The sequence below is a fragment of the Mycobacterium sp. genome, assembly GCF_044370595.1.
GTDB lineage: Bacteria > Actinomycetota > Actinomycetes > Mycobacteriales > Mycobacteriaceae > Mycobacterium.
Map to the genome: position 1 here is coordinate 1 of NZ_JBILVF010000191.1, position 5,634 is coordinate 5,634.

4 protein-coding genes are annotated in these 5,634 nt (G+C 68.3%); 2 read left to right on the plus strand and 2 right to left on the minus strand.

Features of this window, described 5'->3' with window-relative positions:
• Positions 1-84: 84 nt before the first annotated feature.
• Entirely contained in the window at positions 85-1,287 is a 1,203-nt protein-coding gene (locus tag ADBZ5N_RS17035; RefSeq protein ID WP_526259462.1) for a DNA polymerase III subunit delta', read from the minus strand.
• Between the two features lie 174 nt (positions 1,288-1,461).
• Here ADBZ5N_RS17035 and ADBZ5N_RS17040 point away from each other — a divergent pair, with 174 nt between their 5' ends.
• Complete coding sequence (locus ADBZ5N_RS17040) at positions 1,462-2,967, plus strand: adenylate/guanylate cyclase domain-containing protein (RefSeq protein WP_526259468.1); 1,506 nt, start codon at positions 1,462-1,464, stop codon at positions 2,965-2,967.
• A 5-nt stretch (positions 2,968-2,972) separates the two neighbouring features.
• Complete coding sequence (locus tag ADBZ5N_RS17045) at positions 2,973-3,350, plus strand: DUF202 domain-containing protein (RefSeq protein WP_526259464.1); 378 nt, start codon at positions 2,973-2,975, stop codon at positions 3,348-3,350.
• 40 nt (positions 3,351-3,390) lie between these two features.
• Here ADBZ5N_RS17045 and topA read toward each other — a convergent pair.
• The coding region (gene topA / locus ADBZ5N_RS17050) for a type I DNA topoisomerase (protein WP_526259466.1) at positions 3,391-5,634 on the minus strand (2,244 nt) is incomplete at its 5' end.

Below are 5,634 nucleotides of genomic sequence, written 5' to 3' on the forward strand. Positions count from 1 at the left end.
CGAGTGAATCGCTCTGCCGACTGAGCTAAGGCGGCCTGGCCTGTTGAGCCGAGCGCTGAGTCTACCCTCCGGTTTGCTCCCGAGTCAGTTCCCCGACCGCAACGCCTGCCCCACGGTGGCCACCATGGCGTCGACGGCGAATTTGGGTTTCACGTTGGCGGCCAATGCCTCCCGGCAGGCCAGCACCGCCTCGATGCAGCGCAGCAGTCGATCGCTGGCGGCGTGGGCGGCCAGTGCGGCGACCTTCTCGGCCATATCGGGGTGGCTGGGCACGACGGAATCCGCCCCGCAGGCCACCACCAGCGCATCGCGGAAGTAGCTGGCAAGGTCGATCAGGGATCGGTCCAGGGCGTCCCGCGACGCACGGGTCTTGCGCGACTTCTGGCGCTGCTCAAGGGCTTTGAGTGCACCCGCCGCACCGCGTAACGCGCCGGCGGTGCCCTTGCCGGTGCCGCCGGCGCCCAGGGCGATCTGCAGATCCTCGGTTTCGGTTTCGTTGCGTTCGGCGGTCAAAGCGACAGCCTCCGCCTCGGCGGCGGCCACCAGTTCGTCAACTGCGGCGTAGGCACGGGCCGGGGTCACGGCGTCACGCGCCAGCCCCAGCGCCCGCGCCCGCCGCGCGCGCGCCTCCTCATCGGTGGCCAACCGCCGCGCACGGCCGACGTGACCGCCACTGACCGCGGCCGCCCACCTGGCCTCGTCGGCCCTCAGGCCGTCGCGTTCCACCAGTACCCCGGCGATGGCGTCGACCGATGGGGTCACCAGCGCCACATGACGGCACCGGGACCGCAGCGTGATCGCGATGTCCTCGGGATCCACCGACGGCGCGCACAACAGGAACACCGTCGATGGCGGCGGTTCCTCGACCACCTTCAGCAGGGCGTTTCCCGCCCCCTCGGTGAGCCGGTCGGCGTCCTCGATGACCACGATCTGCCAGCGCCCGGTACTCGGCCGACGCGACGCGGTGGCAACGATGGCGCGCATCTCGTCGACCCCGATTGACAGGCCTTCCGGAATGATCCGCCGTACGTCGGCGTGGGTGCCCGCCATTGTGGTCGTGCAGGCCCGGCACTGCCCACAGCCCGGATCCCCGTCGGAGGTGCATTGCAGGGCGGCGGCGAAGCACAGCGCGGCCACCGACCGGCCCGATCCGGGTGGTCCGGTGATCAACCAGGCGTGTGTCATCGACCCGACGTGATCGGAATCACCCCGCGCCGCGCGTGCCGCGGCCGTCAATTCCGATTCCACCGCGTCCTGGCCGACCAGCCGTGCAAATACCCCGGACATCGTTGCCAATCCTAATAGGGTGCCAGGACAACGCAGTTCCCACGCTGCCGCAGGCGACCAGCACGCCGTTACCCGGACCGCTACGGTGATTCGGTGGGTACCGCGCCAGCACAGCGCGGACGGATCCGTGAGTTCGTCCGCTGGCTGGCACGCACCCCGTGGCTGTTGTTCTCGATGGGCCTCTTGCAGGCCGACGTCATCGGTGCGCTGTTAGTGCTGGGGTTCCTGCGGTTCGGTCTGCCGCCCACCGAACGGGTCAAACTCCAGGATCTGCCGACCGAGAACCTGGCGTTTTTCCTGACCTACGTTTTCGTGGCCTTCCTGGTGGGCACGGCGATCAGTTTCGCCCTGCTGGTGCCGGTGTTTCGCTGGCAGCGCCACGACGCGCTCCTGGCCGACGAAGACCCTGCCCTCACCGAACAGGCCCGGCTGCGCGCGCTGCGGATGCCGGTGTACCGGTCGCTGATCAGCATCACCCTGTGGATGGTTGGCGCGGCGGTGCTGATCGCCGCCAGTTGGCCGGTCGCCCGCCACGCGGCGCCGGAACTGGCGGTGGCCACCCTGCTGGGCGCCACGGCCACCGCCATCATCGGCTACCTGCAGTCTGAGCGGGTGCTGCGGCCGGTAGCGGTGGCGGCATTACGCGGCGGCCTGCCGGAGAACTTTCGCCGGCCCGGGGTCATGCTGCGCCTGGTGCTCGCCTGGATTTTGGCCACCGGCGTGCCACTGCTGATGATCGTGTTGTCGGTGGTGGCGACCAAGTTCTCCTTGGTGGAGGCCTCCGCCGACGCCATGCTGACCCCGATTCTGCTGCTCGCGGTGGCGGCACTGGTCATCGGGTTTGCCGGCACGGTGCTCTCGGCGATGGCCATCTCCGATCCGCTGCGCCAACTTCGTTGGGCGCTCGGGGAGGTCCAGCGCGGAAACTACAACGCCCACATGCAGATCTACGACGCCACCGAACTCGGCCTGCTGCAGGCCGGTTTCAACGACATGGTCCGCGAACTCGCCGAACGGCAGCGGATGCGGGATCTGTTCGGCCGCTATGTCGGGGAGGATGTCGCCCGCCGCGCCCTGGAACGCGGCACCGAACTCGGCGGCCAGGAACGTGACGTCGCGGTCCTGTTCATCGACCTGGTCGGCTCCACCGAACTCGCCGCCACCCGGCCCCCAGGCGAGGTGGTCACCGTGCTCAACGACTTCTTCCGGGTCGTGGTCGACACCGTGCAGAAGCACGGCGGGTTCGTCAACAAGTTCCAGGGCGACGCCGCGCTGTGCATCTTCGGGGCGCCGATCGAGCACCCCGACGCCGCCGGCGCGGCCCTGGCGGCGTCCCGGGAACTGCACGACGAACTGGTCTGCGTCCTTCAGCAGACCGAGTTCGGCATCGGCGTCTCGTCGGGCCGGGCCATCGCCGGCCATATCGGTGCGCACTCCCGCTTCGAATACACCGTCATCGGCGACCCGGTCAACGAGGCGGCCCGACTGACCGAGTTGGCCAAGATGGAGGAGGGCCACGTGCTGGCTTCGGCGATCGCGGTCAGCGGCGCGATGGACGCCGAGGCGCTGTGCTGGAACGTCGGAGAGATCGTCGAACTGCGGGGCCGCGTGGCTCCCACACAACTGGCGCGCCCGCTGAATCTGGCGGTGCCCAGCGACTTGCCTGAGATGTCACGCTGACTCCCATGCCGCCGCAACCGCCCGACGCATCCACTCGGCTCGCAGCCGATCGCACCCGGCTCGCCCTCGAGCGGACTCTGATGGCCTGGGTCCGCACCTGCACCTCCATGATCGCCTTCGGCTTCGGGATCTATCAGTTCATGCGCTATCTGGAGACCAAGGAGTCATTGCGTCAACCACTGATAAGCCCGCAGATCTTCGCGGTATTGCTGATCGTTGCCGGTCTGACCGCGTTGGCCCTGGCATGGCTTCAGCATCGCCAGGCGATGCGGGCGCTGCGCGCCGAGTTCGGCGCCATGCCGTATTCGATCGCCGCAGTGATGGCGGCGTTCATCGCCGGCATCGGCGTGATCGCACTCGTGGGCGTGGGCCTGCGGGTATAGAACGGGGTAGGCCCCAGGGTATGAGTACCGCCGGCTGCCGTCAGGACTTCTTGACGGCCTTCTTGGCCGGCGCCTTCTTGCGGACGGTCTTCTTGGCGGCCTTCTTGACCGGACCCCGGGCCCGCCGGTCGGCGAGCAGTTCAGCGGCCCGGTCGTCGGTGATGCTCAGCACGTCATCGCCCTTGCGCAGGCTCGCGTTGGTCTCGCCGTCGGTGACGTACGGGCCGAACCGGCCGTCTTTGATCACCATCGGCTTGCCGGTGGCCGGGTCGGCTCCCAGTTCCCGCAACGGCGGGGCAGCCGCACCTTGCCGGCCGCGGCGCTTGGGCTCTGCATAGATCTTCTGCGCCTCGTCCAAGGTGACGTCGAAGATCTGATCTTCCGAAGTAAGAGAACGAGAGTCGTTGCCGCGCTTGAGATATGGGCCGTAACGGCCGTTTTGCGCGGTGATCTCCTCACCGTTGGCCGGATCGACCCCCACCAGCCTCGGCAACGACAGCAGCTTGAGCGCGTCCTCGAGGGTGACGGTCTGCAGGTCCATTGATGCGAACAGCGAACCGGTCCGCGGCTTGGGCCCGGTGGGCTTCTTGCCCTTCTTGGCGGTGACTCCCGAATCGTCGTCCGGCGGAGGCGGCAGCACCTCGGTCACATAGGGCCCGTAGCGGCCGTCGCGGGCGATGATCTCGTGCCCAGTCTCCGGATCGACGCCGAGTACCCGGCCTTCCTGCGGTGTGGCGAAAAGGGTTTCGGCCAACTCCAGGGTCAGTTCATCCGGAGTGATCTCATCGCTGAGGTTGGCCCGTTGGGGGGTGGGCTCCCCGTCCTCGCCGACGATCATGCGCTCCAGATACGGACCGTTCCGGCCCACCCGCACGTAGATCGGGCGCTCGTGTGCGTCATCGAAGAGCGCGATGGAGTTGATCTCGCGGGCGTCGATTTCGTCGACGTTCTCGCCGACCAGTTTCTTCAAACCGCCGGCCCGGGCGATCGAGTGCGGCACCCCGTGTTCGCCGCCAAAGTAGAAGTTGCGCAGCCAGTTGGTGCGGTGCTCGTGGCCGGCGGCGATCTCGTCGAGTTCGTCCTCCATAGCGGCGGTGAAGTCGTAGTCGACTAATCGGCCGAAGTGCTGCTCGAGCAGGCCCGTCACCGCGAACGCCACCCACGACGGCACCAGGGCACTGCCCTTCTTGTACACGTATCCGCGGCCCTGGATGGTCTTGATGATCGAGGAATACGTTGAGGGACGGCCGATTCCGAGGTCCTCGAGCGCTTTGACCAACGAGGCTTCGGTGTAGCGGGCCGGCGGATTGGTGGAGTGGCCGTCAGCGGTCAGCCTGATCGCGTCGACCCGCTGGCCCTGGCGCAACTGCGGCAGGCGGCTTTCGGCGTCGTCGGCTTCACCGCCGGCGAGTTCGTCGACGGTCTCCACATAGGCCTTCAGGAATCCCGGGAAGGTGATCGTGCGGCCGCTTGCCGCCAAGGTGGCGTCCCGGCCGTCGGCGGCGACTCCGGAGATCCGCAGGCTCAGCGTGGTGCCGCGGGCGTCGGCCATCTGGGAGGCGACGGTGCGCTGCCAGATCAGCTCGTAGAGACGGAACCCGTCGGTGTCGAGTTCGGCGTGCAGCGCCCCCGGGGTGGCGAAGGTGTCACCCGCCGGCCGGATGGCCTCGTGGGCCTCCTGTGCGTTTTTGACCTTGCGGGTGTACTGGCGAGGCGTGGGGTTGACGTACTCGTCGCCGTAAAGCTGGCGGGCCTGGTTGCGCGCGGCGTTGATCGCCGACTCCGAGAGCGTCGTGGAGTCGGTGCGCATGTACGTGATGTAGCCGTTCTCGTAGAGCTTCTGGGCCACGCTCATCGTGCGCTCGGCGCTGAACCGCAGCTTGCGGCCGGCTTCCTGCTGCAGCGTCGAGGTCATGAACGGCGGGTAGGGCCGGCGGGTGTAGGGCTTCTCCTCCACCGAGGCGACGGTCAGCGCCGCACCCTGCAACCCGGTGGCCAGCGCGCCGGCGGCGGCCTCGTCGAGCACCAGCACCTCGCCGGGCTTGCGCACCGCGCCCAGGGAGTCGAAATCGCGCCCCGTCGCCACCCGCTTGCCGTCGACGGCGACCAGGCGGGCGTTGAACCGCGGCGGGGTGGCGTTCGGGTCGGACACGCTGGCGTCCAATTCGGCCAGAATGTCCCAGTAGCCGGCGCTACGGAAGGCCATCCGTTCGCGTTCACGCTGGACGATGATGCGGGTGGCCACCGACTGCACCCGGCCCGCGGACAGCTTCGGGGCCACCTT

What these genes read in the sequence shown, in the direction of transcription:
- ADBZ5N_RS17035 (WP_526259462.1), bottom strand. Translation starts at nt 1,287, where the DNA reads ATGTCCGGGGTATTTGCACGGCTGGTCGGCCAGGACGCGGTGGAATCG.
- ADBZ5N_RS17040 (WP_526259468.1), top strand. Translation starts at nt 1,462, where the DNA reads ATGGGCCTCTTGCAGGCCGACGTCATCGGTGCGCTGTTAGTGCTGGGG.
- ADBZ5N_RS17045 (WP_526259464.1), top strand. Translation starts at nt 2,973, where the DNA reads ATGCCGCCGCAACCGCCCGACGCATCCACTCGGCTCGCAGCCGATCGC.